Annotated in this window: 21 protein-coding genes; 16 read left to right on the top strand and 5 right to left on the bottom strand. The window is 65.2% G+C overall.

The annotated features are described in order from the left end of the window. The first annotated feature begins 46 nt into the window (after positions 1–46). A complete protein-coding gene (locus tag QHC78_RS01310) occupies positions 47–499 on the top strand; it encodes a SixA phosphatase family protein (RefSeq protein ID WP_319742068.1) in 453 nt (150 codons plus the stop codon). Between the two features lie 129 nt (positions 500–628). After that, complete coding sequence (locus tag QHC78_RS01305) at positions 629–1,432, top strand: GNAT family N-acetyltransferase (protein ID WP_319742067.1); 804 nt, start codon at positions 629–631, stop codon at positions 1,430–1,432. Between the two features lie 131 nt (positions 1,433–1,563). Here QHC78_RS01305 and ppx read toward each other — a convergent pair whose 3' ends face one another. Continuing rightward, entirely contained in the window at positions 1,564–3,048 is a 1,485-nt protein-coding gene (gene ppx, locus QHC78_RS01300; protein ID WP_319742066.1) for an exopolyphosphatase, read from the bottom strand. A 144-nt stretch (positions 3,049–3,192) separates the two neighbouring features. Between ppx and ppk1 the strand changes: the two genes are divergently transcribed. The 9 genes from ppk1 (at position 3,193) to pgaD (ending at position 15,818) form a co-directional block, all read left to right on the top strand. Then, entirely contained in the window at positions 3,193–5,286 is a 2,094-nt protein-coding gene (gene ppk1, locus QHC78_RS01295; protein WP_319742065.1) for a polyphosphate kinase 1, read from the top strand. Positions 5,287–5,485: 199 nt separating this feature from the next. Further along, positions 5,486–6,526 (top strand): phosphate ABC transporter substrate-binding protein PstS, encoded by a 1,041-nt coding sequence (gene pstS, locus QHC78_RS01290; RefSeq protein WP_319742064.1) that lies wholly within the window; start codon positions 5,486–5,488, stop codon positions 6,524–6,526. Between the two features lie 107 nt (positions 6,527–6,633). Continuing rightward, entirely contained in the window at positions 6,634–7,659 is a 1,026-nt protein-coding gene (pstC, locus tag QHC78_RS01285; protein WP_319742063.1) for a phosphate ABC transporter permease subunit PstC, read from the top strand. A gap of 9 nt (positions 7,660–7,668) precedes the next feature. Continuing rightward, positions 7,669–8,526, top strand: coding sequence for a phosphate ABC transporter permease PstA (pstA, locus tag QHC78_RS01280; RefSeq protein ID WP_319742062.1), 858 nt, complete (start codon positions 7,669–7,671; stop codon positions 8,524–8,526). Positions 8,527–8,562: 36 nt separating this feature from the next. Next, complete coding sequence (gene pstB, locus QHC78_RS01275; protein ID WP_319742061.1) at positions 8,563–9,339, top strand: phosphate ABC transporter ATP-binding protein PstB; 777 nt, start codon at positions 8,563–8,565, stop codon at positions 9,337–9,339. A gap of 371 nt (positions 9,340–9,710) precedes the next feature. After that, entirely contained in the window at positions 9,711–12,032 is a 2,322-nt protein-coding gene (pgaA, locus tag QHC78_RS01270; RefSeq protein ID WP_319742060.1) for a poly-beta-1,6 N-acetyl-D-glucosamine export porin PgaA, read from the top strand. 11 nt (positions 12,033–12,043) lie between these two features. Further along, positions 12,044–14,056, top strand: coding sequence for a poly-beta-1,6-N-acetyl-D-glucosamine N-deacetylase PgaB (gene pgaB / locus QHC78_RS01265; RefSeq protein WP_319742059.1), 2,013 nt, complete (start codon positions 12,044–12,046; stop codon positions 14,054–14,056). Continuing rightward, positions 14,053–15,309: a poly-beta-1,6-N-acetyl-D-glucosamine synthase gene (gene pgaC, locus QHC78_RS01260; protein ID WP_319742058.1), complete on the top strand. Its 1,257-nt coding sequence runs from the start codon at positions 14,053–14,055 to the stop codon at positions 15,307–15,309. The genes pgaB and pgaC overlap by 4 nt, the downstream gene beginning before the upstream one ends. Then, positions 15,306–15,818, top strand: a complete 513-nt coding sequence (pgaD, locus tag QHC78_RS01255) for a poly-beta-1,6-N-acetyl-D-glucosamine biosynthesis protein PgaD (RefSeq protein WP_319742057.1) — start codon at positions 15,306–15,308, stop codon at positions 15,816–15,818. Before pgaC ends, pgaD begins: the two co-directional genes overlap by 4 nt. Here the strand turns inward: pgaD and QHC78_RS01250 are convergent. The 4 genes from QHC78_RS01250 to QHC78_RS01235 all read right to left on the bottom strand — a co-directional run bounded on the left by QHC78_RS01250 (position 15,775) and on the right by QHC78_RS01235 (position 21,401). Further along, the gene (locus tag QHC78_RS01250; protein ID WP_319742056.1) at positions 15,775–17,337 is read right to left on the bottom strand and encodes a PepSY domain-containing protein; all 1,563 of its coding nucleotides are present in this window, start codon (positions 17,335–17,337) and stop codon (positions 15,775–15,777) included. The two genes, pgaD and QHC78_RS01250, sit on opposite strands and share 44 nt — an antisense overlap. Before the next feature lie 9 nt (positions 17,338–17,346). Then, positions 17,347–19,497: a TonB-dependent receptor gene (locus QHC78_RS01245; RefSeq protein ID WP_319742054.1), complete on the bottom strand. Its 2,151-nt coding sequence runs from the start codon at positions 19,495–19,497 to the stop codon at positions 17,347–17,349. A gap of 66 nt (positions 19,498–19,563) precedes the next feature. Continuing rightward, complete coding sequence (locus QHC78_RS01240) at positions 19,564–19,986, bottom strand: DUF2946 domain-containing protein (protein WP_319742053.1); 423 nt, start codon at positions 19,984–19,986, stop codon at positions 19,564–19,566. A gap of 104 nt (positions 19,987–20,090) precedes the next feature. Continuing rightward, entirely contained in the window at positions 20,091–21,401 is a 1,311-nt protein-coding gene (locus QHC78_RS01235) for an arylamine N-acetyltransferase (RefSeq protein ID WP_319742052.1), read from the bottom strand. A 319-nt stretch (positions 21,402–21,720) separates the two neighbouring features. Here QHC78_RS01235 and QHC78_RS01230 point away from each other — a divergent pair, with 319 nt between their 5' ends. Genes QHC78_RS01230 through QHC78_RS01210 form a run of 5 tightly spaced genes read left to right on the top strand, consistent with a single transcriptional unit; the run spans position 21,721 to position 26,228 of the window. Further along, a complete protein-coding gene (locus tag QHC78_RS01230) occupies positions 21,721–22,716 on the top strand; it encodes a Bug family tripartite tricarboxylate transporter substrate binding protein (protein WP_319742051.1) in 996 nt (331 codons plus the stop codon). Between the two features lie 26 nt (positions 22,717–22,742). Further along, on the top strand, positions 22,743–23,699 hold the full coding sequence (locus QHC78_RS01225; RefSeq protein WP_319742050.1) for a Bug family tripartite tricarboxylate transporter substrate binding protein: 957 nt from the start codon (positions 22,743–22,745) through the stop codon (positions 23,697–23,699). Positions 23,700–23,728: 29 nt separating this feature from the next. After that, complete coding sequence (locus tag QHC78_RS01220) at positions 23,729–24,628, top strand: SDR family oxidoreductase (RefSeq protein ID WP_319742049.1); 900 nt, start codon at positions 23,729–23,731, stop codon at positions 24,626–24,628. Beyond that, positions 24,625–25,077, top strand: a complete 453-nt coding sequence (locus QHC78_RS01215; protein ID WP_319742048.1) for a Zn-ribbon domain-containing OB-fold protein — start codon at positions 24,625–24,627, stop codon at positions 25,075–25,077. The genes QHC78_RS01220 and QHC78_RS01215 overlap by 4 nt, the downstream gene beginning before the upstream one ends. Further along, a complete protein-coding gene (locus QHC78_RS01210; protein WP_319742047.1) occupies positions 25,074–26,228 on the top strand; it encodes a thiolase family protein in 1,155 nt (384 codons plus the stop codon). The genes QHC78_RS01215 and QHC78_RS01210 overlap by 4 nt, the downstream gene beginning before the upstream one ends. Positions 26,229–26,230: the final 2 nt, after the last annotated feature.

The raw sequence follows: 26,230 nt of genomic DNA, 5'->3' as shown, positions 1-26,230 counted from the left end.
TGGGCACAATCAGGGTCCGCCGATTATGACTATGCAAGCATCATCCATGAATCTACTTCTCTGGCGCCACGCAGAGGCCGAAGACGGCCAGGACGACCTGCAGCGCGCGCTGACGCGGCGTGGCCGCAAGCAGGCGGAGGCCGTCGCGGGCTGGCTGCGCGCCCATGCGCCGTCCGATCTGCTGGTGATGGCGAGCCCCGCGGTACGCACCCGCCAGACTGCCGATGCGCTGGGCCTGGACTATGCCGTGGTGCCGGACCTGGCGCCCGACGCTGCGCCCGTCCACGTGCTGGCCGCGACCGGCTGGCCGCTGTCGCCGCGGCCGGTGCTGGTTGTCGGCCACCAGCCCACGCTGGGGCGGGTGGCCAGCACGCTGCTGGCCGGGCAGGACCTGCCCTGGAGCCTGAAAAAGGGCGGGCTTTGGTGGCTCGCCCGGCGCCAGCGCGACGAGGACTTCCAGGTGGTCGTGCGGGCGGTGGTGAATCCGGAGTTCCTGTAAGGCATTCGTAAGCAGGCGTTTCCGGTCGGGCAGGGGTATTGTGTCGTAGTCATGGTACCGTCATTATTCTGTCAATGACGTGAAACGCGAAGCGCCGACACTCGACCTTACCTGTCAAGGAGTGTGCATATGCTCGAATTCACCCGCATCGAAGCGAGTCGAGGCCTGGTCGACGAGCTTCATGACGGTGTCCAGACCCCCGGCTTGGCTGTGGGGCTAGCGCGGTCCTGGGAAGAAGTCCGACAAGCCCAGCGCCTGCGCTATGAAGTCTTCACGGAAGACATGGGGGCCGTATTCCCGACAGCGGTCGACGGCGTTGACGAAGACAAGTTCGACGCTTGGTGCGAGCACTTGATCGTCCGCGAGCTCGATACCGACCGCGTGGTGGGCACTTACCGCATTCTGGGGCCGGAGCAGGCCCGCCATGCCGGCAGCTATTACTCCGAATCCGAGTTCGATCTGTCCGGCCTGAGCCCCATACGGAGCGAGTTGGTCGAGTTCGGCCGCTCCTGCACGCATCGCGATTACCGCAGCGGCGCGGTCATCATGCTGCTGTGGTCGGGACTCGCGGAATTCCTGCGTCGCTCGGGCTACCGCTACGTGTTCGGCTGCGCCAGCGTGAGCCTGCGCGACGATGGCGCAACGGCCGCCGGCGTCTACCGGTCGATTGCCTCCCATATCGAACAGGCGCGCGACCTGCGAGTGCAGCCGCTGCACAGGCTGCCGGTCGAGCGCTTGGATTGCAACCTGCCGACCCGCGTGCCGCCGCTCATCAAAGGCTATCTGAAGGTCGGGGCACGCGTCTGCGGCGAGCCGGCCTGGGACGCCGATTTCAATACCGCCGATTTCCCGATGCTGCTGTCCATCGATGCACTGGACGATCGTTATCGCCGGCACTTCGGGCTGGAGTCGCAGGGTTCGAGGCGTTCGTGAGCCCGCTGGCATCCGGCGGCGGGGCTGTCGTTCCGGTGGGCCGGCCGCGTCATCGGCGCCGCCTGCGGCTGGCTCGGCGGCTACGGCGCGCCGGGCTGCGCTTGCAGCGCCGGCTGACGCGCCGGATCCGTTCAGAGCTCAAGCAGCTCGAACGTGAAACCCACCTTGCGCCATTCTGACTCCTCGGCGCGGAGCGTGAAATCGGTGAGCGGGTGGCTGCTCATCCACGCAGCATCCGTCTTGACGACGATGGACGTACCCTTGACCGAAACCGTCAGGGGCGGCTCGCCGATGTCCTCGCGCCGCCGGTAGAGAATGGCCGCCATGCGCAGGCACAGGATGGCGATCCATTGCTCGTCGTGGGTGACCAGCGTCTGCAGCTTGCCCAGCTTGCCCTGGTGCCCCAGCGCCAGCAGTGCCAGCAGGCTCTGGTCCTGGCGCGAGAATCCGGGCATGTCGGCATGCTGCAGGATGTAGGACGAGTGCTTGTGATAAGTGTTGTGCGCGATGGACAACCCGATCTCGTGCAGATCGGCGGCCCAGCCGAGGATCCGGGCCAGTTCCTCGTGTTCCGGCGAAGGAACCAGCTGGTGGAACAACCCCAGCGCCAGCTGCCGCACGCGGGCGGCCTGCGCCCTGTCCGCCTTGTAGCGGTTCATGAACTGGCGCACGGTATCGTCCCGCTTGTCGAGGGAGGCGTCCCGCCCGGCCAGGTCGTACAGCACGCCGACCCGCAAGGCCCCGTCTGCCGTGCGCATCAGCTCGATGCCGAGTTCGTCGAAAATGGCGCTCATGATGGCCAGTCCGCCGGGCAGCACGGATATGCGATCCGGCTTGATACCAGCGAGTTGTGCGCGTTCCACCGTCCCGGCCTTGACCAGCCGCTCTTTGAGCTTGTCCATGCCGCGCCGGGTGATGCCGTACTCCGAGAAGCCGGACTCGGTCAGGATGGCGCCCAGCGCCTTGCTGGTTCCCGAGGAGCCATAGGCTTCCTGCCAGCCCGCCTTGCGGTACTGGCGGGCAATGACTTCGATTTCGCGCCTAGCCGCCATTTCCGCCTGTTTCATTGCGTGGGCGTCGACGACGCCGCCGGGGAAATACGCGCGGCTGTAACTGACGCATCCCATATAGAGGGATTCCATCAATTCCGGCTCGAAACGCCGGCCGACGATGAACTCGGTGGAGCCGCCGCCAATGTCGACCACCAGGCGCTTGGCCGGGGAGGGCGGCAGGGAGTGCGAGACGCCGGAGAAAATAAGGCGCGCTTCTTCGCGGCCGGCGATGACTTCGATAGGAAAGCCCAGGGCCGCTTCGGCCTGCGGCAGGAACTCCGCGACATTGCGTGCCACCCGGAAGGTGTTGGTCGCGACGGCTCGTACGCGTTCGGGGTGGAAGCTGCGCAGGCGTTCGCCGAATCGACGAAGGACCTCCAGCGCGAATTCGGCGGTGGACGTGTCCAGCGTCTTGTCGGGACGCAGCCCCGCCGCCAGGCGGACGGTCTCCTTGAGCCGGTCCACCGGATAGATCTGGATGGTCCCACCCTCGTCGACGACCCGGCCGATTACCAGGCGGAAACTATTGGAGCCGAGATCTACGGCGGCGAGCAAATGGGTCATGGACAAGGCGTGCAAGGGGATAGGAGGGAAGCCAGGAAGAATAAGGCGCTTCGATGACAGAATGGTTGCATTGTCATAAGGTAGTCATCATTTTGACGCAAAAATAAGCGCCCTATCTTCTACCCCCGTCGCCGGGATACCGACATGGCCGCCAGATTGCCCGCCAAAGACCTGTTTCTGAATCGCGAGCTTGCGCTCCTCAAGTTCAACGAGCGGGTATTGGCGCTGGCTGAAGACGAGAATACCCCTTTGCTCGAACGATTGCGCTTTCTGTGCATCGTAGCGTCGAATCTCGACGAGTTTTTCGAGATCCGGGTGGCCAGCCTGCACGAGCAGGTACGCCAGAATCCGGAGGCCCGGGGCCAGGATGGGTTGACGCCGGCGGAGGTGATGCAGCAGGTGTCGGCCGCGGCGCGCGAACTGGTGCATCGCCAGTATGCCTTGCTCAATCGCGAGATCCTGCCACGCCTGCAGGCCGAAGGGATCGTCCTGCACATGGCGCAAAGCTGGACGCCGGCGCAGCGGGCCTGGGCCCACGAGGTCTTCCGGCTCGACGTCATGCCGCTGTTGACTCCGATCGGGCTCGATCCGGCCCACCCGTTCCCCCGGGTATTCAACAAGAGCCTGAATTTCGCGGTGCAACTGTCGGGCCGCGACGCGTTCGGCCGCAACGTGGCCATCGCCATCGTGCAGGCTCCCCGCGCGCTGCCGCGGCTGACCCAGATGCCGCCCGAGCTGTCGGGACACCCCCATGGCTACGTGATGCTGACTTCGTTTATGCAGGCTTTCGTGGGCGATCTGTTTCCCGGCATGACGGTGGATGGCTGCTACCAGTGGCGGCTGACCCGCAACAGCGACCTGTTCGTCGATGACGAGGAAATTACCAATCTGCGGCAGGCGCTGCAGGGCGAGCTGACCCAGCGCCATTTCGGCGACGGCGTGCGGCTGGAGCTGGCCGATTCCATCCCGCCCGAGCTGGAGAACTTCCTCCTCAAGCAGTTTGCGCTCACGCCGGCCGATGCCTATCGGGTGGATGGGCCGGTCAATCTGGGCCGGCTGATGCAACTGGTGAACGGGGTCAACCGGCCGGACCTGAAGTTCCCGGTCTTCCGGAGCCCCATCCCGGCGCCGTTCGACCAGCGCAGCCAGACGCCAGACCAGCTTTTCAAGGCCATCGCTGCGCAGGACCGGCTGTTGCACCATCCCTATCAGTCGTTCCAGCCGGTCATCGACTTTCTGACCGCGGCGGCGGCCGACCCCAGTGTGGTGGCCATCAAGCAGACCATCTACCGTACCGGCGAGGATTCCGAGCTGATGCAGCTGCTGCTGGCGGCTGCCCGTTCGGGCAAGGAAGTAACCGTGGTGGTGGAACTCATGGCGCGCTTCGACGAGCAGACCAATATCAATTGGGCTGCCCGGCTGGAAGAGGTTGGCGCCCATGTAGTCTATGGCGTGGTGGGCCACAAGACGCATGCCAAGATGTCGCTGGTGCTGCGCCACGAACGGGGGCGGATCCGCCGTTATGGCCACTTGGGCACGGGCAACTATCACCCGAGCACGGCTCGTCTGTACACGGACTTCGGCCTGTTTACCGCCCATCCGCGGCTGTGCGAGGACATGGACCAGATCTTTTCGCAGCTGACCGGGTTGGGTGCGCGCAGGCAGCTCAAATGCCTGCTGCAGGCGCCCTTTTCGCTGCACGAGACGATGGTGGCGCTGATCCGGCGCGAGGCGCGCCATGCCCGGGCCGGCAAGCCCGCGCGCATCATGGCCAAGATGAACTCGCTGCTCGAGCCCTCGGTCATCGAGGAACTCTACAAGGCGAGCCGGGCCGGGGTGCGGATCGACCTGATCGTGCGCGGCGTATGTACCCTGAGGGCCGGTGTGCCCGGCTTGTCCGAGAACATCACCGTCCGGTCCATCGTGGGCCGGTTCCTGGAACATTCGCGGGTGTTCTATTTCCTCAACGACGGCCAGGAGGCGGTCTATCTCTCGTCGGCGGATTGGATGGACCGCAATTTCTTCCGGCGTATCGAAGTGGCCTTTCCGATCCTGGACAAGGCGCTGCAGAAGCGTGTTATCGATGAGTCGTTCACCTTCGCGCTGCGCGACAACCGCCTCGCGTGGCAGCAGCTGCCCTCGGGCGACTACGAGCGGGTGCGCTCGCGGCGCCGGCCATTCAACTTGCACGCGCACTTGATGAAGACGCTGGGCGGATTCGAGGGGCCGGGAGAGTAGGGCGGCCAGGTTCGTGTACCGGTGCAATGGCCGAGATTGACGGTATTCAGGGAAATACTTTTGTATACCAATTGGCGCAGCAAGCCGCCTGGCGGAGCGAGGCGGACCGGGGGCAGTGTGACTGTCATGGTCATGTCATATTTGATACGTAATCTGTCGATGTCGTGAGTTTCCCCTCCACAAAGCAGAGGACCTGCAAATGTTGAAATCCGTATTCAAGCAAGTTTCGGTTGGCGTCGTGCTGGGCGTAGCTGCGCTATCCGCGCACGCCGCCGACATCACCGGGGCAGGCGCTTCCTTCCCCTATCCCATCTACGCCAAGTGGGCTTCCGACTACAAGGCCGCTACCGGCAACACCGTGAACTACCAATCCATCGGGTCGGGCGGCGGCCAGAAGCAGATCATCGCCAAGACCGTCGACTTCGGCGCCTCGGACGACCCCATGGGCGGCGACGACCTGGCCAAGAACGGCCTGGTGCAGTTCCCGGCCGTGATCGGCGGCATCGTGCCCGTGGTCAACCTGCAGGGCGTGCAGCCCGGCCAGCTCAAGTTCACCGGCCCCCTGCTGGCCGACATCTTCCTGGGCAAGGTCAAGAAGTGGAACGATGAAGCCATCGCCAAGCTGAACCCCGGCGTGACGCTGCCGTCGACCGACATCATCGTCGTCCATCGTTCGGACGGCTCGGGCACGACCTTCGGCTGGACCAACTACCTGTCCAAGGTTTCCCCCGAGTGGAAGTCCACGGTTGGCGAAGGCAAGGCTGTGAAGTGGCCCACCGGCCAGGGCGGCAAGGGCAACGAAGGCGTGGCCAACTACGTCAAGCAGTTCGCTGGCGCCATCGGCTACGTCGAGTACGCCTACGCCAAGCAGAACAAGCTGTCGCACGGCCAGGTGCAGAACAAGGCCGGCAAGTTCGTCCAGCCCGAGGAAGCTGCCTTCGCCGCGGCGGCCGCCAACGCCGACTGGAAGAGCGCGCCTGGCATGGGCGTGATCCTGAACGACGAGCCGGGCGAGAAGAGCTGGCCCATCACCAGCGCCACCTTCATCCTGATGCACAAAGTCCAGGACAAGCCGCAACAAGGCGCCGAAGTGCTGAAGTTCTTCGACTGGGCGTTCAAGAACGGCAAGAAGTCGGCTTCCGAGCTGGACTACGTCGCCCTGCCCGACGAAGTGACCACCCAGATCCGCGCGCTGTGGAAGTCCGACATCAAGGACGCCAGCGGCAAGGCTGTGTACTAAGCACCTAGGCATCGCTACCGGAAGCGGGGCCGGGCGAGTAACGTCCGCCCCGTTTTTCGCGTCTCCAGGCCCTCTTTCCGACCCGTCCCTCTCTTCCGGAAATACCCATGAGCGCGGTACTTGATAACATTTCGGGCGTACGCCGAGGAAATCCGTCCTCTGATCCCCTTGTTACCGGGAATACGCCCCCGATGAAAAAAAACCGTAACGCGGCCATGGACGCGTTGTTCAAGAACCTGACGCGGTTCTTTGCCTTTGCCGTGCTGAGCCTGCTGGCCGCGATCCTGGTATCGCTGGTGCTGGGCAGCCAGATCACGCTCGAAAAGTATGGCCTGTCTTTCCTGTGGTCCTCGGAATGGGACCCGGTCAACAATGAATACGGCGCGCTGGTGCCCATCATCGGCACGCTGATCACCTCGGCCATCGCGCTTTTGATCGCGGTGCCGGTCTCGTTCGGTATCGCCTTGTTCCTGACAGAACTGTCGCCTGCATGGCTGCGCCGCCCGCTGGGGACCGCCATCGAAATGCTGGCTGCGATCCCATCCATCATCTACGGCATGTGGGGGCTGTTCGTTTTCGCCCCGCTGTTCCAGCAATACGTGCAGCCCGCACTGATCGCCACGCTGGGCAACATCCCGGGTGCCGGCATCCTGTTCCAGGGGCCGGCCTTCGGTATCGGTGTCTTCACCGCCGGCATCATCCTGGCCGTCATGATCATCCCGTTCATCACCGCGGTCATGCGCGACGTGTTCGAGCTGGTGCCGGCCTTGCTGAAGGAGTCGGCCTACGGGCTCGGCGCGACCACCTGGGAGGTGGTCTCCCGCGTCGTGCTGCCCTTCACCAAGGTCGGCGTGGTCGGCGGCATCATGCTTGGCCTGGGGCGCGCACTGGGCGAGACCATGGCGGTGACCTTCGTCATCGGCAACGCCTATAGGCTTTCGAGTTCGCTGTTCGCGCCGGGCAACTCGATCGCCTCCGCCCTGGCCAACGAGTTCGCCGAGGCTTCGGACGACGTCCACCTGTCGGCACTGATCGAGCTCGGCCTGATCCTCTTCCTTATCACCACCATCGTTCTGGCCTGCTCCAAGCTGTTGCTGCTGCGTCTGGCCCGGGGCGAAGGCGCACGGACCTAAGGAGCCGCGATGTCCGTCATTACCATGCAGAACTCGGTCTACCGGCGGCGCCGCGTCGTCAACAAGGTGATGTTGACCTTGTCGGCCATAGCGCTCCTGTTCGGACTCTTCTGGCTGTTCTGGATCATCCTGACGCTCTTGTCCAAGGGCGCGGCGGCGATCTCGCTTTCGCTGTTTACCGAGATCACGCCCCCGCCGGGCCAGGACGGCGGCCTGCTCAACGCGCTGGTAGGCAGTGTCCTGATGGCCGGCCTCGGTACGATGATCGGCACGCCCATCGGCATCCTGGCCGGGACCTATCTTGCCGAGTACGGCCAGCGCGGCTGGCTGGCGCCGGCCACGCGCTTCATCAACGACGTGCTGCTGTCGGCGCCGTCCATCGTGATCGGCCTGTTCATCTACACTGTGTTCGTTGCTCACATCCAGCACTTTTCCGGCTGGGCCGGCACGCTGGCGCTGGCGGTCATCGTCATCCCGGTCGTCGTCCGCACCACCGACGACATGCTCAAACTCGTGCCCAACAGCCTGCGCGAAGCCTGCATCGCGCTGGGGTGCCCGCACTGGAAGATGATCACCATGGTGTGCTATCGGGCAGCGCGCTCGGGCATCATCACCGGGATCCTGCTGGCTGTGGCGCGCATCGCGGGCGAAACGGCGCCGCTGCTGTTCACCGCTCTGAACAACCAGTTTCTGTCGTTCGACATGAACGCGCCCATGGCCAACCTGCCCGTCACGATCTTCCAGTTCGCGATGAGCCCGTTCGCCGACTGGCAGCGCCTCGCGTGGGCTGGCGCGACGCTGATCACGCTGCTCGTGCTGGCCATCAACATCATTGCCCGAATCATGTTCCGCAAGCAGGCCGCCTGAGCCCGCGGACATCGAAGCGACACTATCGGATACGCCATGGAAAACATCGCCGAGATCTCGAACCCCAAGCTGGAAGTCAAGAACCTGAACTTCTACTACGGCAAGTTCCACGCCCTGCGCAATATCAACCTGAGGATCCCCGAGAAGAAGGTCACGGCCTTCATCGGGCCATCGGGCTGCGGCAAGTCGACGCTGCTGCGTACGTTCAACCGCATGTTCGAGCTCTATCCCGAGCAGCGGGCCGAAGGGCAGATCAACATGGACGGCGAGAACCTGCTGGCTTCGAAGATGGACATCTCGCTGATCCGCGCCAAGGTCGGGATGGTGTTCCAGAAGCCCACGCCGTTCCCGATGAGCATCTACGACAACATCGCCTTCGGCGTGCGCTTGTTCGAGAACCTCAGCAAGGGCGAAATGGATGAACGGGTGGAGTGGGCGCTGACCAAGGCCGCTCTTTGGGAAGAGGTCAAGACCAAGCTGCACCAGAGCGGGCACAGCCTGTCCGGTGGCCAGCAGCAGCGCCTGTGCATTGCGCGGGGCATTGCGATCAAGCCGGAAGTGCTGTTGCTGGATGAACCGTGTTCCGCCCTGGACCCGATCTCCACCGCCAAGATCGAAGAGCTCATCGCCGAACTGAAAAACGACTACACGGTCGTCATCGTGACGCACAACATGCAGCAGGCCGCGCGTTGCTCGGACTACACGGCGTACATGTACCTGGGCGAGCTGGTCGAGTTCGGCGTGACCGATGAGATCTTCATCAAGCCGACCAAGAAAGCGACCGAAGACTACATCACTGGCCGTTTCGGCTGAAAAACCGCGGCTCCGGCTGCGTCGGCTCCTCCATCCGGAGGAGCCGCCTCATCCCCCCGCAGCATCCAAGTGTTGTGGGGCGGCATCTTTTCCAGTAGACAATTCCAGATACGTTTAGTTATGCTTGCGCCTCCTCGTATCGTGTCCTGCGGCACGGCACGGTTGCAGCATCGTCAACAAGCCTGAACATTGCTTTCAAGTTTTGTCCGGGCTTGTCGAGAATGTAGTCGTGGAAGAGATGGCGACAAGAAGACTGCGTCCGCTCGCTTGAGCGGCATCCGCGCCGGCGTTCATCTTAAAGACTAACAAAGACAACGCGAAGCGGTCGGCATCCCGCCGGCCGGCGGAGCATTTCTTCAACGAGACGTTCAATGTCGTTCTTACCCGACGAGCCCATTGCGGCTGTATCGGCGGGCTGTCGTGCGCGCAGATTTCCTGATCTGCCTCGGCGTGCCGCACTTAGCGTTTCCTTGGCCTTGCTATTGGCCGCTCCTCCCATGGTCCATGCCCAGCAGGCCTCCTACGAGCCGCTCTTGACGCAGGCACGTTCGCACCGGGATGCGCAGCGTTGGGATGCGGCCCTCGATCTTTTTCGCGAAGGGGCGAGGCGCTATCCCGGCGTTGCTTCGTTCGAACAGGGCGAGGTCATGACGCTGGCCGACGCGGGCCAGGCCGAGGAAGCGGTGCGCCGGGGCCGGGCCCTGGTCCAGCGCAATCCGGCCGACCCTGACAATCACCTTGCGCTCGGCTATGCGTACCTGCGGGCCGAGGGGCCCTATGCAGCCCTGAGCGAAGTCGACAGAGCCTACGAACTTGCGCCGCAGCGTCCTTACGTCGTGCGCGAACGCATTCTTTCCTGGCAGCGTGCCGCAATGCCCGAACCGGCGCTGCGCCTGGCGCGGCAGCACCCGGGGTTGTTGAACGAGTCGCAGATGCGGCAGCTCGAGGGCGACGCAGCCGCGGAACTGGCGCGCCTTTCGTCGCTGCCATCGCGTGGCGAAGCGGAACGGTTCGCAGTGGCCGACCGCGCCCTGGCACGTTACGCGCAATTGATTCCTGCCTGGCAGGCGCTGGGCGAAGAGGCCGCCGCCGATGTGCGGCGTGCCCGCATCGACCGCCTGCAGGCGCTGCACGCGCGAGTCCGCATGGGCGAAGTCGTGGCCGAATACGAGGCGCTGCGCGCCGAAGGCGTGGAGGTACCGGATTACGCCCTGGGTGACGTGGCTTCGGCTTATCTGTACCTGCGGCGTCCGGAAGCGGCCCGCGAAATCTATGACCGGCTCGTCAGGAACGGCGGCAAGGGGCTGGACGAGGAAATGCGCCTGGCCAATGAAACCGGGCTGCTGTATGCGCACATAGAGGAAGAATCCTTTGGCCCCGCGCTGGCATCGGCCGATGGTGCGCCGGCCGGCTACTCGACTTGGCGCTACCTGGTCGGGAATCCCGAGCGTCTGCCCAACGATCCGCGCTTGCTGGCCGACGAGACGGCCGCCATGGCCTACTACTATGGCGACGATACCGTCGAGGCCGAAAAGCGCCTGAGCGAGTGGGTCGACCTCGCCCCCGACAATTCAGGCCTGCGCACCTCGCTTGCTACGGTCTACCTGGGCCGCGGATGGCCGCGCCGTGCCGAATCGGAATACAAGCTGGCCGAGGCGCTGGCGCCGCGGGGCCTGGACGTGGAATCCGGCCAGGGATTCACCGCGATGGACCTGCAGGAATGGCGGCAGGCCGAATTGCTCAGCGCAGACACCATGGCGCGTTTTCCCGAGAATCTAAGGGCGCAGCGGCTGGCGCGTGTCTGGCAAGTCCACAACAAGGCGGAATGGCGAACCTCGGCCTATCGTGGCTTCTCATCGGACAGCCCGGTGGCCGGCAGCGGCAGCTATGGCTTCGACTCGGTCCTGTACTCCGCGCCGCTGCAATACAACTGGCGCGCCTTCGGCGGCGGCGGCTATGCCACCGGCAAGTTCATCGAGGGCCGGGGCACATCGCGCTGGCTGCGGGGCGGCCTCGAGTATCGGGGCCGCGACCTGACGGCCGAAGCCGAGCTGTCCGTCAACCACTATGGTTTCGGCGCCAAGCAGGGCGCACGTGCCTCGGTCGCGTACGACATCGACGACCACTGGCAGATCGGCGGCGAGGCCAGCCTGCGTTCGCGTGATACGCCGCTGCGCGCCCTGAGCCACAACATTTCGTCCAACGCGCTTCAGGGCTATGTGCGATGGCGCCAGAGCGAGCGGCGCGAGTGGACGCTGGCACTCACGCCCTCGCGCTTCAGCGACGGCAATAACCGGTTGTCCGCCGCGCTGACCGGAAGCGAGCGTCTTTATACCCGCCCGCATCTGAAGGTCGACCTCGGCCTGGAGCTGTCGGCATCGCGCAATACGCGGACCGACGCGCCGTACTTCAACCCTAGCCGCGATCTGGTGTTCCTGCCGTCGGTGACGGTCACCCATATCCTGCACCGCCGCTACGAGACGGTGTGGGAACAGGAGGCCACCGTGGCTGCGGGAAGCTACACCCAGCGCGACTATGGCACGGGGGCGGTCGGGCTGATCAGCTATGGACAGCGCTACCGCACCAATGACGTCTTCGAGGTGGGCGCCACCGTATCGGGCATCACGCGCCCTTACGACGGCACCCGCGAACACGAATGGCGCATTGTCGCCGACGTGATCTTCCGGTTCTGAGAGAAGCAGCAATGTGCAGAATTCGTTTCCGCCTGATACTGGGCTGGTTCCTGATCACGGCCTGCGCCGTGCTGGCCGGTTGTGCCAAGGACATTCCCCTGTTCGTTCCCCCTGCCGAGCGGCCGGTCGCGGCCGCGGACCAGCCCTGGCCGAAAAACCAGCTGCTGACCCTGGCCTATCACGACGTCGAGGACAGCGAGCCCGACCAGACCTACCTGTCGGTGCGTACCGACCAACTCATTGCGCAGCTGGCCTGGCTGCGCGAGAACGGCTACCGCGCGGTATCGGTGGACCAGATCCTGGAAGCCCGCCGGGGCGGGACGCCGTTGCCGCCGCGGGCGGTCCTGCTGAGCTTCGATGACGGCTACAGCAGCTTTTATACGCGGGTGTTTCCCGTACTCAAGGCCTATGGCTGGCCCGCGGTGCTCGCGCCCGTCGGCGCCTGGATCGATACGCCTGCCGATCAGGAGGTGAACTTCGGCGGCCAGCCTGCGCCGCGCGACAAATTCCTCACCTGGGAGCAGGTCGCCGAGCTTGCGCGTTCCGGGGTGGTCGAGATCGGCGCCCATACCGACAACCTGCATTACGGGGTGCAGGCCAACCCGCAGGGCAGCGAACAGCCTGCGGCGGCCACGTTGGTCTACGACCCCGTAGCCGCGAAATACGAATCGCCGGCCCAGTACCAGGAGCGCATGGCCCGCGACACGGCGCGCATTACCGAGAAGATCCGCCGCGTGACGGGCAAGCCGCCCCGGGTGTGGGTCTGGCCCTACGGCGCCGCCAGCGGCGTGGCGCTGAAGATCGTCGGGGATAACGGCTACGACATGGCACTCACGCTGGAAAGCGGCCTGGGCCGCATCGACCGCCTGATGTCGACCCCGCGCGTGCTGTTGTCCGGAGAAGCCTCGCTGCGCAACGTTGCGAGCGCGATCGTCGACGTGCAGGAGCTCGACAAGATGCGCGTCGCGCATGTCGACCTGGACTATGTCTACGATCCCGACCCGGCCCAGACCGACCGGAATCTCGGAGCGCTCGTGCAACGCATTGCCGACATGCAGATCTCGGCCGTGTTCCTGCAGGCCTACGCCGATCCCGTGGGCGACGGGCTGGTGAAATCGGTGTACTTCCCCAATCGCGTGCTCCCCATGCGGGCCGACCTGTTCAACCGAGCGGCCTGGCAACTGCGCAATCGTGCCCACGTGCAGATATTCGCCTGGATGCCGGTGCTCTCGTTCGACCTCGATCCCTCTCTGCCCCGGGTGACGCGATGGAATCCGCAGGTAGGCGCCGCCATCGATCCGGACCAGTACCGCCGGCTGTCGCCATTCTCGCCCCAGGTGCGGGCCAGGATAGGCGAACTGTATGAAGACCTGGCGCGCTACGCGGTGTTCGACGGCATCCTGTTCCACGACGACGCCGTCCTGTCCGACTACGAGGATGCGAGCGCGCCGGCGCTGGCGGCTTACCGTGCTGCGGGCCTACCGGACTCGATCGAGGCCTTGCGCGCCGATGCCACGACCTTGTGGAAATGGACCCGCTTCAAGAGCCGCTACCTCGTGGACTTCACCGCCGAGTTGACGGCACGCGTGCGGGCGGTGCGCGGACCGCAGGTGCTGACCGCCCGGAACATCTTCGCCGGTCCCATCCTGAATCCCGAGTCCGAAGCGTGGTTCGCGCAGAACCTCGACGATTTCCTCGCCGCCTACGACTGGACTGCGCCCATGGCAATGCCGTTCATGGAAGAAGTGCCGTCCTCGCAAGCCAGCGCCTGGCTCGATCGCTTGGTCGATGAGGTCGCCAAGCGCCCTGGCGCGCTCGGCAAGACCGTCTTCGAATTGCAGAGCCGCGACTGGCGCGGAGCGGGCGCGCCCATCGACTCCGTATTGCTGGCCGATTGGATGAAGCGCCTGCAGCGCCGTGGTGCTGTCCATTTCGGCTATTACCCCGACGATTTCTCTCAGGATCAGCCGCGCCTGGAGACCATCCGTCCCGTGTTGTCCAACGCCTGGTATCCCTACCGATGAAAGACCGAATCCTAGCTTCCTTCATCCTGGCCGCGGTCTTGATCCTGCCGTTCTGTATCGCTCTTGCCGTGACCGGGGACTTCCTGCTCGACTTCGTCTTCTTCTACCCGCTGTTCATGTCGGGGCTGTGGATGTCGGGCGGCCTGTACTTCTGGCTGCGCCTGGAGAGGCGCTGGCGTTGGGACGAGCCGGGTGCCGTGCCCGAGCTGCCGGGCAATCCGCTGGTCACCATTCTCATTCCCTGCTTCAACGAAGAAGAGAACGGCGAAGAAACCGTACTGGCGGCATTGGGCCAGAACTATCCGAACCTCGAAGTCATTGCCATCAATGACGGCTCCAAGGACGGGACGGCGCCGATGCTGGACGCGCTGGCGGCCCGCAGCGACTACCTGGTATGCATAGACGGGGATGCCGTGCTGGCGCCGGACGCGGTGTCCTATCTGGTCCATCCGCTGATCGCGCATCCGCGGGTCGGCGCGGTCACCGGCAATCCGCGCGTGCGTACGCGGTCGACGCTGATCGGGCGCGTGCAGGTGGGCGAGTTCTCGTCCATCATCGGCCTGATCAAGCGGACCCAGCGTGTGTACGGACAGGTGTTCACCGTGTCCGGCGTGGTGGCGGCGTTCCGGCGGCAGGCACTGGACCGCGTCGGGTACTGGAGCCTCGACATGGTGACCGAGGACATCGACATCAGCTGGAAACTGCAGCGTGATCACTGGTCCATTTTCTACGAGCCCCGGGCGCTGTGCTGGATCCTGATGCCTGAGACCCTGCGCGGGTTGTGGAAGCAGCGGCTGCGCTGGGCGCAGGGCGGGGCGGAAGTCTTCCTCAAGAACGTGCGTTCGATATGGACGTGGCGCCACCGGCGGTTGTGGCCGCTGGTCGCGGAGTTCTGCCTTTCGACGTTCTGGGCCTTCGCGTTCGCGATGTCCATCGTCCTGTGGGCCCTGGGCAAGTTCATCGAGTTGCCGCCGCATATCCACATCGAGACCTTGATGCCGCCGGCCTTCACCGGGTTGGTGCTGGCCATGGCATGCCTGCTGCAGTTCGCCCTCAGTATTTTCATCGACCGGCGCTACGAGCCTCGCCTGGCCGGCGCGCTGTACTGGGTGGTGTGGTATCCGCTGGCCTATTGGATGCTCAGCCTCTTCACATCGCTCGTCAGCTTTCCCAAGGTCATGCTCAAGATCCGGCGGCGGCGCGCGCGCTGGATCAGTCCTGACCGGGGTATCAAATCGCTGGAGAAAGCATGAGTCTCGTTCCTCCTCCCACCAAGCTGGATGCGCCGGCCGCCGGCGAGCCCCGGGTGGCGATCGACGCCTCGACCATGGTCATCACGACCAAGCGGACGCGGCTGCGCTACCTTCTGGACGTCGTATTGACGGCGATCGCGTGGATCGTGTTCCTCTATCTGTTCGCGCGCGGCATGATCGCAGTCGTTGAAGGGCGGATGGCGGGGCTGGACGCGCCGTTCTGGTCCGGCGCATTCCCGACGATGCGGACCTTGGCTGTGTATGCCGCGCTGGCCGTCATCAACGCGCTGATCCTATTCGCCTGGGCCTGGTACAACTGGCGGCGCTTTCGCGGCCTGGACCGGCGCAGCGCCCCGGCTCCCATGAAGCCAGAGCGGTTGGCCACGGGCTTCGGCGTGTCGGCCGAACTGCTGGCCCGGATGGAAAGCGCGCGCATCCTCGTGGTGCATCACACCGAGGACGGCCTTATTGCGGCGGTGGATACCGTGCCGGCGGCGCCGCAAGGCTAGTCCGGCCCCGCCCAGGGCGGCGCGCCGCCATCCGTACCCGCCGGTACGCGATGACAGTCCCGGTCACGCTCAAGGCCAGGCCGCCCAGACTCATCAGGATCAGCACCGCCTCCCGCCAGACGCCGGCCGCGAGCATGGGCGGCAGGTCCCAGCTGTGAAGGAAATTGAATAGCCATCGGCCCAGGCGCTGCCGCCCGTCCACGCTCAATGCCGGGTCGCCGGTATACGGATCCAGATAGACCCAGGTCTTGCTGGCGTCTGCAAACTGCGCACGCCAGACTGGCAGCCGGCGTTCGCTCGCGCCCATCATGGCTTCCGGCTCCCGGCCATAGTAGTAGGCATCGTAGTCGTCGAGCCGGCGATAGGCGGCGATGGGCGCGGCAAGCAAGCGCGTGGCGGCGTATTTCAGCTGGGGTGGCGACCATTGTCCAAGAATTCTCATTGCGCCGGCATCGCCGGTGACCAGGCGGGTGTGGCCGGCGCCGTCGCGGGCCAACAAGTAGGGCCGGCCCCCCAATACCCGCCATTCGATTTCGCGCGGCTCGAACCCTTGCTCCCACAAGGCCGCGGTAACCTCAGTCAGGTCCAGCGTGGGCCGCGACTGGCCGGGCGTCGCACCGCGATAGGCGGCGAGGTCCGGCCGCAGGCCCGAGGGGTGGAACAGGCCGGCCGGGTTCATCGACATCAGTCCGCTGAAGATCCACGCAAAGGTGATCCCCGCAAACACAAGGCCGGCGATGTGGTGCCATCTCAGCCAAGCGTCGCGATAAGGCGAGCGGGCGCCCGACTTGTAGGTGCCGCGGAAACGCCAGCGCCAAAGACCGGCTGCCGTGCCGGTCACCGACACCATGGTCCCCATTGCGGAGAGCGAGATGACCAGCCAGCTCCATCCCGGGTCGACGGGCCGGTCTCGGAACATATAGAGCCAATGGAGCCATGCGCCGGCGTAGTTCCACAGGCGTTGCGCGCGGGGCGCGTCCAGCACGACTTCCCCCGTGGCCGATGACACATAAAGTAGCGTGCTGGCAGGGTCGTTCATCTGGACCTTGTGCAGCGGACGATGGGGATTCAGCGTGGCTGAATGCGTCCACCGGTCCTCGTCTACCGAGCCGAGGTAGCGGGCGCCTACGCCGGGCAGATAGGCGCGTGCGCTCTCGACCGCGTCGCCTGCATCCGCGGGGGGCATGGGCGAGGCCGTCCGCGCATCGACGGCGAGATAGCGGCCGTCGCCTTCCCGCAGGCGCAGAGTCGGCCGGCCGCGCACCGTTGTCAGCATGATTTCGGTGACGGCGGCCGGATCGGCGCTTGCGGCCAGCGCCCGTTCCACCGGCGCCCAGCATGGACCAGCCGGCAGGTCGGGCAAGTGTCCCAGCCGTTCCCAAGGCGTGAGCTTGGGGTAGCCTACGAACAGCATGACCATGCCGCTGGCGAACCAAGCCACCATCAGCAGGCAGGCGGCGATGCCGGTCCATCGGTGGATCAGGTAAATGGCGCGCTTGCCACGCGATCGCGTCAGCATAGGCGTCTCCTAGAATCGATGGAGCACGGTCAGCTCCACGCGCCGGCCGCTGCCATAGAGCCATTGCGTGGGGTGGTAATAGGCGGTGGTTACATAGTCGCGGTCGAATACGTTGAAGCCGCGCAATGAGATGGTCGTGTCGCGCCGCGGTTGCCATTGCAGCGACAGGTCCGCCACCGTGTATGACGGCAATTCCAACGTATTGGCGCGGTCGGCAAAGCGCCGCCCCACGTAGCGCATGCCGGCGCTGGCAGTCCAGGCAGGCAGGAAGCGCCAGCTCAGCCACATGCTGGCCTGACGTTCCGGGACGTTGACAGGGGTGTTGCCGGCGCGCGAAACCGCAACGCCGCCCGCCGATTCGGTGAAGTCGTCGTAGCGGGCACGCAGCAGCGCGGCGTTGGCGTCCAGCCGCCAGCCGGAGGCCAATTCCAGGCCGAGGGTGGCTTCGATGCCACGCGACGATTGTTGGCCGACTTGAACGCTGACCGAGGGATCGGCCACGTCGGCGGTCACCAGATTCTTCTTGACGATGTGATAGCCCGCCAGTGTGAAGTCGCCCTTGCCGCCCCAGAACGTCTGCTTGATGCCCAGCTCCACCTGCCGGCCGCTGGCCAGGTCGAAGCGGCCGTTGGAGGGAGACAGCATCAACAGCGCGCCGATAGGGTCGGCGGCCTCGGCATACTGGCCATAGAGGGCCAGGTCCGGCGTCAGGTCGTACACCGTACCTGCCCGCCAGCCGACGTGGGAAAACGAACGCGACAGCGTCTCCTGGCCCAGGACCAGGTCGCGGCGCGCGACCTCCGCATGGTCATAACGGATCCCGGCCAGCACCGACCACTTATCCGTCAGCGCCAACCGGTTTTCGCCGAAAACCGCGTATTGCCAAGCCCCGTTCCGATACCGCGGAGAGGTGCCCGCGACGTTCACGAAGTGGCCAGGATCGACGTCGTAAGGGTCGACCTCCGACGTGCCCGCATAAGGCGAATTGTTGGTGTGCCGGAACGCGCTGTGGCTGAGCGATACCCCTACCGATACCTGGCTGGGCAGGCCCAGCAGGCGGCCTTTGAACGTCGCATCGGTGGTGTTGCCGATCTCCCACTGGTCATGCAGGATCTCGGTGTAGGACGAGCGCTGGACGAGGCCGGTGGCCGGCAGGTAATCGTAGTACTCCGCATTGCGCCAGTGGCGGCGGCTGCCGATCCGGTAGAGGCGGCTGCGCACCGTGGTCGCATCGTTCGGCGTCCATTCCGCCGACAGCTCGGTCCACTGGTCGTTGTAGCGGATCAGCGCGTCATCCACGTTGTAGTTCTTCCCGCGCAAGGCATCATCCAGCCGCCCGTCCACCAGCGGCGTGCCGAAATACCGCATCGGCCGCTGCCAGCCCTGGGCATGGCTCAGCTTGAGGCGGAAGTCGGGCGATGGCTCCCACTGCAGCGCCCCCGACATCGCCAGGTTGCGCGAATCGCCCCGATCCACCCAGTTGGCCGACCGGTCGCCGCTGATATCGAAACGATACGAGAACTGCTCGTCGATCGAGCCGCCGCTGCCAAAAGCCAGCCCCCGCGTCGCATCCGTTCCGAGCGTGGCGCGGATCTGGTTCTCGACTGGTCCGCGGCGCGGTTTCTTCGGAATCACGTTCACCACGCCGCCGATCGCGCCTTCGCCGTAGATGACCGAAGCCGGCCCGCGCAGCACCTCGATACGGTCCACCGCCCACGTATCGAACGGAAACGTCACGCCAATCTGTCCGTATTGGCGTATGCCGTCGTAGAGCTGCATTACCGATGCTGCATCGGTAAAGCCGCGTACCGACAGCCCGGAGCCGCCGTTGCCAGGGTGGCCGATAGAACTGAAGCCTGGCGCGCGGATGATGGCGTCGGTCAGCCGGGTATCGCCGCGTTCGTCGAGCTGGGCACGCGTGATCGCATCGACACTGGCTGGCGTCTCCCGCCGCGTCAACGGCAGATTCGATCCCGTCGAGGCAGGCTGGTCCAGCGGTGTTTCGGGCTCCGCCGTGACCGAAATCGAAGGGAGCGTGACAGGGGTATCCTCGGCCCAGCCCGCTTGGGCAATGAGAACCAAGGGCGGCAGGCAAAGCCAGTACAGGGAGGCGCGCACCGAAGGCGCGCGGCGCGCCGCGGCGCGAAAAGAGAGCTTCATGGCAGCATTCCGGTAGAAGATCGTGGGAAGAGGGCCAGGCAACGCGCCCGGCCCGGTCTCGGGTCTTCACGCGGAATGCGGCGGCGCCCGCGCGCCCAGTGGCGCACGGGCCGGCTGGACGGCGCACTGCGACGTAAACGCTGGAGCTGGAAGCAGGTAGGCGACGCGCAGGCTGCCCGTCAGACCTGGGCCCGGGCCGGCAAGCAGTCCCGGCGTTGCGGCCGCTGCAAACGGGCAAGCCAGATCCAGAACATGCACCGGGGTCGGACCATCGTCCCCGGTGTCCCCGCCCGGAAGCGCTATTCGCCACGGCAGCGGGCCACCCGCCGAACACAGGACGACGAACGCTTCCCGGCCGTCGGCTTTGCCCGGCATGAATCCCTGCGGAATCGTGGCCTTGAGGACGAACACCGCCAGCGCCAGCCACCAGGCGGCGCAATGCCAGTGTCTACCTGCGAGTCCGCGCATCACCGTCCAGGCCGGATGCACTTTCCCCTCCTCAAGCGAATGACTACCCCGCGCGCATCACGCGCGCGCAAGCTGGCGCCATGGAGGCCGCCACGCAGGCCGCACCATGGGCGTATCGGGACGGATCAGGAAAGAAGGGGCGGCGCGCGCGGTGCGTGCGCGTGCCAGCGCGGAGCAAGGGACGGGGAAGGAAGCGCCGAGCCGGCATAGGCCAGCGTAGCGCCCTGGGGAGGCGGGATCGAGCCGGCGGACATTGGCGGCGCGAACGGCCAATGCTGCGCCAGGGTGCAATAAGGGCAGTAGCCATCCCCAACGGCCGGGGCCTTCGGCGAGTGTCCGTGCGATACGGCGATCGCCACCGGCGCTGCGCCGGCCTCGCTGCAGATGTGGACCCATACGACGGTTCGCGCATTCGCCAACCACTGCGAAACAACCGGCGCGAAGACCCCTAGGCACATGGCGCAAAGCGCCAGCCAGGCGAGACATCGACGCAGCCGGTGGGTGGTCTCCATGGGGCCTTGAATGGTAGTGGCCGGCGGCGTGGCGCCGGCGTGTTCGGCGCACAGGGTGCTGCCGCCCGATCGTAGGATTATAGGCCGGCTGACGTGGGAGCGACGCTGCCCCCTAGGGAAGCGCGTCCAGTTTACGGTCGCCTTCGGCGGTATGCGGCAGTTCCACCAGGAATTCGCGGCGCAGCACTTCCCTGATCTCTGCGGCGCTTTCCAGCCTGCGGCGCACGGCGCTGCCATCCGCGCCGTAACGCGTGTAGTCCCGGTTGTGCAGGCCAGCCGGCCTTGGGCGGTGGCGCGTGCTGCGATCAGGTTCGATACGAAAGGCGATTCCGGATGCGTGGACAGGTAGTAATTGGCTATCTCGTAATCGGGCGGAAAATCCGGCTCGATGCCGAACCGGTACAGGGTGCGCCACTCACCTCGCACATCGGCCTGCAGCCGCCAGCCCTGCTCGTCGGACAGCAGTCGGCAATGGCCGTGGGGCGTGGGCTGGGGAAGATCGGTGTGCAGCCTTAGCGGGCACGTGGGGGTCTGGCCGCCGAACCCGACGTCCACGATCAGCGGCGCATCGCCCAGCTCCACCTTCAAGAGCATGTGGGCGCGCGGTACGGTAGCGTCTTCTGGCTGCCCCCACAAGACTCGCGCCGACAGCGTCGTCACCTTGAAACCCAGCGCACGCAGCACCGCGCCGAACAAGCCATTGTGCTCGTAGCAGTAACCGCCACGGCGGCCGTGGACCAGTTTCTGCTCGATGTCGGCGAGTGCCAGGCTGACCGGCCGGCCCAGGAAAGGGTCGACGCTTTCGAAGGCGATGGTCCGCACATGGTGCAGGACGAGGTTGCGCAGCGTGTCGGCCGTAGGGGTAGCGGCGCCGACATAGCCGATACGGCCGAAATATGCATCGAGATCCGGTGGCTTGGACATGGGGTCTCCCGTTCGCGGTGCTTTGCATCGCACAGAGTTTGCCTTAGGCGCTAAGCTCACGCAAAAGCCGGTCGTCGCTCATCAAGGCGAATAGCTTCGAATTCCTTCCCTATCGGCGATGCGCACTAACTATTGTCATTAGCGGAGGCCATGTCGGAACTGGGCGATGTACTGCCGTCGGTCCTTATCAGTCGTTCAGAATAAAGACTCATCAGGTCTCAATCGTGCGAATTTAAGTGTTGGACGAGCATAGACCGTCCTCCTACCATAGCCTCACAACAAGGCTATGGCTGCGTCGGCAGCCGCACAGGAGACGATCATGTTCTTTTCCCACCGCCCTCGCGCCGGTTTGCCCTCTCGCATGCTGGCCCTTGCTTTCGCGATAGCGGTTAGCGCCGCGAGCGGTACGGCAGCGGCCGACGATTTTCCCTCCCATGCGATCAAGTTCGTCGTCCCGTTCGTGCCGGGCAGCATCACCGACATTGCCGCCCGCTATTACGCCATGCGGTTGGGCGAGGAAACCGGCCAGTCGGTCGTCGTGGAGAACAGAGCGGGCGGGAATGGGCTCATAGGTGTGGGCGCCGTCCTGAACGCGCGGCCCGACGGCTACACGATCCTGATAGGAACGACCTCCATCCTGGCGACCAACGTCGCGCTGTACCGCGCCCTCCCTTACGACCCGCTCAAGGATCTGGCGGCATTGGGCATGATGGCTTCGGTGCCGAGCGTCATCGCCGTGCCTGCGGGCTCCGAGCGTTCCAGCATCGAGACGCTGGTGAGGGTGGGCCGCGCCAAACCCGATTCGCTGAACTACTCCGCCGGTGCGACGAGCTACCAGCTGATGGGCGAACTGCTCCAGGAAAAGGCCTCCTTTACCGCTCGCGCGATTCCCTACAAGGGCGTGGGCGCGGCGCTCAATGCGCTTATCGGCAAGGAGGTCGATTTCTCGATCGTCGACGCGACGAGCGCGCTGGGGTCGGTGCAAGGCGGGACGGCTCAGGCGCTGGCTGTGGCCTCCAAGGAACGGCTGGCGCTCCTGCCCAATGTGCCGACCACCGCCGAGGCCGGCCTTCCCGATTTCGTGGCTTCTACCTGGGTCGCGGCCGTTGCGCCGGCCGGGGTTCCTGCGGCCCGGCTTGCCAAGCTCGAACAGTTATTCGCCAAGATCGCCGATGACCCGGCCACTCGCAAGTTCTTCACTGACCGCGGCGCGGAAGTCCCGACCGGCGGAGCCGCTACGCTCCGCGCCCGCCAGAAGGAAGAGATCGAACTGTGGTCGCGCATCGTCAAGAGCGCAAAGATCGAACAACTCTAAGCGCCAACCGATTGGGAGACCTTTCGATGCTTATCGCCCGATTCGCCCGCAGCGCCGTCCTGTCCCTGCTCGCGGCCGCCCCTGCCGCGAAAGCGGCCGACTGCCCCGTCACCACGCTGGTTGCGCCGTTCCCGGCCGGGTCGACCACCGATACGATCGCCCGTGCGCTGGCCAAGGACATGGGGACGCAGCTCACCACGGCCGTCGTCGTGGAGAACAAGCCCGGCGCCGAAGGCCAGATCGCGGCGCTCGACGTGCTCAAGGCCAAACCCGATGGTTGCCGGCTGTTGTTCGCTACGTCGGGCAATCTGTCCATTGCCCCGCACATCCGCCGTCAGCCGCCTTATGAAGCCCGCCGGGACTTTACCGCCATCGCCGACATCGGGCGCTACACCTATCTGCTGTACACGAGCGCCAGCTTTCCGGCACGCAACTACGCGGAGTTCGTCGCCCAGGTCAAGCGCAAGCCGGGCCAGTACAACTATGGAACTGGCTCCAACACCAACCTGATGGCCTTTGCCCACCTCAGCCAGAAATCGGGGCTGGAGATGACCCGCATTCCTTTCAAGGGGGAGCCGCCGGCTATCCAGGAAATCATTGCCGGCCGCGTGCAAGCCATCGTTGCAACGACCATGGGCGTTCCCCACGTAGAGAACGGCCGATTGCGCGCCTTGGCCGTTATGGGATCGCGGCGCACGGAACTGCTGCCGGATACGCCTACGCTGGCCGAACTGGGCGTTCCCGCCCTGGACATCGTGCCGTGGGCCGGGTTGTTCGGCCCCGCTGGCGTGCCGTCCGCCACGGCCGAACGGCTTCATGCGATCGTCAACAAGGCCCTGGCCAGCAAAGAGGTCTCGCAGGCGGCGCGCGCCGCGGGCTTCGAACTCAACGCATCTGGCAGGCCGGAATTCGAACGGCTCATCGCCGAACAGGACGCCGTCTACCGGCAGAAGATCCAGGAACTCGGTTTGTTGGAAGACTAGCCTCAGCTTCGCGAAGGAACGAATAGGACATGTTTGCACCTGGCATTTTCAAAGGACATCGGATTCTCGTAACCGGCGGCGGGTCCGGCCTCGGCAAGGAGATCGGCGGCCGGCTCCTGGAGCTGGGAGCCATTCTGTATATCTGCGGCCGGCGCGAGAGCGTGCTGCGGGATGCCGCCGATGAACTGCAACGGCGCTACGGGGGGCAGGTCATTCCGCTGCCCGTCGACATACGCGATGCCCAGGCCGTGGACGCGATGGTGGCGCGCATCTGGGAAGACGGTCCGCTGACGGGCCTGGTCAACAATGCCGCCGGAAATTTCGTCAGCCGCACCGAAGACCTTTCGGCCAACGGCTTCGACGCCATCGCCAACATCGTGCTGCACGGTACCTTCTATGTGACGCAATCGGTGGGCAAGCGCTGGATCGCACAGAAAAGCAAGGGATCGGTGCTTTCCATCGTCACGACCTGGGTGCGTACGGGATCGCCCTTCGTCGTGCCGTCGGCCATGTCCAAGGCGGGGGTGGACGCCATGACCAAGTCATTGGCTACCGAATGGGGGCGCTATGGCATTCGCTTCAATGCGATTGCTCCCGGGATTTTTCCAACCGAGGGCGCGACGGCCCGGCTGCGTCCGGGAAGCGATCCGCACGCCCGCGAGACCGCGGATAATCCTTCGGGGCGGCTCGGCCAGATGCACGAGCTGGCGAACCTCGCGGCCTTCCTGATGGCGGACGGCTGCGAATGGCTGAGCGGCGAGACCATTGCCATCGATGGCGCCTACCACTTGGCGCAGGGCGCGTATTTTACCCACTACATGGCGTGGGGAGACGAGCAATGGCGCGAATCGCGCGAGCGGATCAAGGCGCAGACCGAGGCGGACCGCCAGCAGCGGTCGGTCGACGTCAACGCCGGGGGGCAGGCATGAGCCGGCCCGAAGCAGGCGATTGCGCCTATCGCGACCTGAATCGCCTGGCCGAAGAATCGCCATACGGACGCTACCTGGCGTTTCTCGAACAAGGGAAGCTGGTGTTCCAGCGCGACCCCGAGACGGGCCGCGCTGTGTTCTATCCCCGCGTAGCGGCTCCCGGCACGGGCGCCTGCGGCCTGGTGTGGGAAGTCTCGGCCGGAACCGGCACGGTCTATGCCACCACCGTGGTTCATTACCGCGGAGAAGTGCCGCTGAACGTCTCGCTCATCGACATGGACGAAGGATTCCGGCTGATGAGCCGAGTGGAAGGTATCCCGCCTTCGGAACTCAGGATAGGCACGCGCGTACGCATGCGTGTCCATCGCCCCGACGAGGGTCAGCCTTATCCGGTATTCGACGTCGACCGGACGGTGGCGCTGCCGTCCCGTGCGGAGAACGAGCTATGAATGCATCGATGCGCGGACGCGTGGCGGTAGTCGGCGTCGCGGAGTCCGATCTCGGCCAGATGGCGGCCGGCACGACGCCGCTGGACCTGATGGCGCAGGCTACGACGCGAGCCCTGGCGGACGCGGGCTTGTCGCTACGGGATGTGGACGGACTGTTCGTCGCCAGCGCCCAGGTCCGGTTCGGACCGATGATGCTGGCGGAGTATCTGGGCCTCTCGCCGCGCTGCTTCGACGGCACGCAGATAGGCGGATCGTCGTTCATGTCTCATGTCGCCCATGCGGTTCAGGCCATCGAGGCCGGGGTTTGCCAAGTCGCTTTGATCGCTTATGGCAGCACCCAGCGGTCGGTATCCCGCGCTACGGCATCGCGTCCCGACCCGAACCCTTATGAGGATCCGTTCAGGCCGCTTCTGCCGGTCAGCGCCTATGCCCTGGCTGCATCGCGCCACATGCATGAATACGGGACGACTCGCAGGCATCTAGCGGAAGTCGCCGTGGCTGCCAGGCAATGGGCGCTCCTGAACCCCAGCGCGTGGGAGAAAGAGCCGCTCGCCATCGAACAGGTGTTGTCGTCGCGCATGGTCTCGGAGCCGCTGACGGTGCGCGACTGCTGCCTGGTCCTGGATGGCGGAGGCGCAATGGTGCTGACCTCGGCCGCCCGCGCCAGTTCATTGCGCAAGCCTCCGGTCTATGTGCTGGGCGTGGGCGAAGCGTTGGGGCACGGCACGATTTCGAACATGCCCGAGCTGACCACGACTTGCGCGGTTCAATCCGGGCAAAGTGCTTTCACCATGGCCGGGCTCACGCCCGCCGACGTGGACGTGCTCGGGCTCTACGACGCCTTCACGATCACGCCCATTCTGTTTCTGGAAGATCTGGGCTTCTGCAGGAAGGGAGAAGGCGGCGCGTTCGTCGCGGACGGCGCGATCGCGCCGGGCGGGCGCCTGCCCGTCAATACCAACGGCGGCGGCCTGTCGTACTGTCACCCAGGGATGTACGGCCTGCTCGCCATGATAGAGATCGTGCGGCAGATACGCGGGGAATGCGGCGCGCGCCAGGTCGCTTCTTGCGACGTCGGCCTGGCGCACGGCAACGGCGCCGTGCTGTCGAGCCAATGCACGGCGCTTTTCGGCAGCGCGGGCACGCTTTGATG

The organism is Pigmentiphaga sp. (assembly GCF_033795525.1).
GTDB lineage: Bacteria > Pseudomonadota > Gammaproteobacteria > Burkholderiales > Burkholderiaceae_B > Pigmentiphaga.
The sequence above is the reverse complement of the archived record's forward strand: the minus strand, read 5'-3'. Positions and strand labels throughout refer to the sequence as shown.